Origin of the sequence: Hydrogenobaculum sp., assembly GCF_049967395.1 — a bacterium.
Classification (GTDB): Bacteria; Aquificota; Aquificia; order Aquificales; family Aquificaceae; genus Hydrogenobaculum.
The window spans coordinates 1-1,700 of record NZ_JBMFST010000104.1; the positions used below are offsets into that span (position 1 = coordinate 1).

Annotated in this window: 1 protein-coding gene; it reads right to left on the reverse strand. The window is 32.1% G+C overall.

Going from position 1 to position 1,700, the window contains the following annotated elements:
- Nucleotides 1-44: 44 nt before the first annotated feature.
- A complete protein-coding gene (locus ACP5S8_RS08295) occupies nt 45-1,619 on the reverse strand; it encodes a sigma-54 interaction domain-containing protein (RefSeq protein WP_461876468.1) in 1,575 nt (524 codons plus the stop codon).
- Between the last annotated feature and the right edge of the window lie 81 nt (nt 1,620-1,700).

The following is a 1,700-nucleotide window of genomic DNA, read 5'->3' on the forward strand; positions in this document are numbered from 1 at the left end:
ACAGAAATTAACGTTAATTTTCTCACAAAAATATTATAACATAGTTATATCTCTATACCGTATTCTTTTATCTTGCGCCAAAGCGTTGTCCTGTGCATATTAAGAATCTTTGCGGCTTCAGCTTTGTTCCCATTTGTTTGTTTTAGGGTTTTTACTATCAAATCTTTTTCTGTTAAGTTTTCTAAAAATACATCAAAATTAGAAGCTAGAAACTCAGGAAGATCAGGGGCGTCTATGTAATCGCTCTTGGTCATTATAACGGCGTGTTCTATGATATTCTCTAGCTCTCTTACATTGCCAGGATAGTCGTATTTTAAAAGCAACTTGATGGCTTCCGATCTTATCGATTTTACACTTTTTTTATGAATTTCGGAAAATTTTTCTAAAAATCCTCTTACAAGCGTTGGAATATCTTCCTTTCTATCCCTTAGTGGCGGCAAGGTTATATTGACAACGTTTAACCTATAGTAAAGGTCTTCTCTAAAAAGCCTATTTTTAATAAGTTGCCTCATATCTTTATTTGTAGCAGCTATTATTCTAACATCCACCTTTAAAGTTTTATTATCTCCCAACCTTTCTATCTCTTTTTCCTGAATTAAATTTAATATCTTAGCTTGTATAGACAACGGCATATCACCAATTTCGTCTAAAAAAAGGGTACCTTCGTTTGCTAGCTCCACTTTGCCTACTTTGTCTTTTATAGCACCAGTGAAAGCTCCTTTGACATAACCAAATAACTCTGATTCTAAAAGGTTTTCTGGTATTGCAGCGCAATTTATTTTAACAAAAGGCTTATTTCTTCTGGGAGACAAAAAGTGGATATACTTTGCCAGAAGTGTTTTACCTGTTCCGGTTTCCCCCTCTATCAACACGTTTACATTGTGTTCTGCAACATATTTTGCGATATCAATAGCCTTTGATAATTTCGGGCTTTTTGTATGAAATTCATTTTCAGAAAAACCGTAAAACATGTTTTGTTCTGGCAGTATGTAAAAAGATATTATGTAACCCTCATCTCTAAAAGCAGACAACATCAAAGATGCTTTTAACTTCCCACAATAAGTTTGAATATATATGTCGTTTCTTTTGTCTAAGGCTGGCATTTGTTCTAAGTCTATTCCAAGAATTTCTTTAACATGGTGTCCTATAGCATCTTTTGTGTCAAGGTTACATAATAGTTTCTTAGCGCTATCGTTTAAGTTTATAATCTTACCTTCTCTATCTACAACTATTATACCTTCTACAATGGAGTTAAATATTTTTTCAGTAAACTCTTTTTGTTTGTGAACATCTTCCATGTAGTGTATAACTCTGCTTACGTCTCTGAAAATTTCTATTACACCGTAAAATTCAGTTTCCATAAAAATAGGGTTCATAGAAAAGCAAACCCTTTTATTAGACAATTTGACATCATATATGTTTATATTTCTATTTTCTTCTTTGGCTATTTCCAATGGGCAATTTTCACATATGTTGTAAAGCCCATAGCAACTTTTGTTTAGAGCAATATCTGGAAAAAAGTTTTTAGCACTTTTGTTAAAGTAGACAATTTTCTTGTCTTTAGATACTATTATTACACCATCTGATATGTTTTCAAATAGATTAAAGTTCAAGAACATATAAACATATTATAACTCAAAGATTGAGGGTATTTCACTCATCATTGTTATGCTTTTCTCAAAAGCGCTCATATATTTCAT

Bases quoted from the DNA above. Each gene is read 5' to 3' on its own strand.
- ACP5S8_RS08295 (WP_461876468.1), bottom strand. From the start codon at position 1,619: ATGTTCTTGAACTTTAATCTATTTGAAAACATATCAGATGGTGTAATA.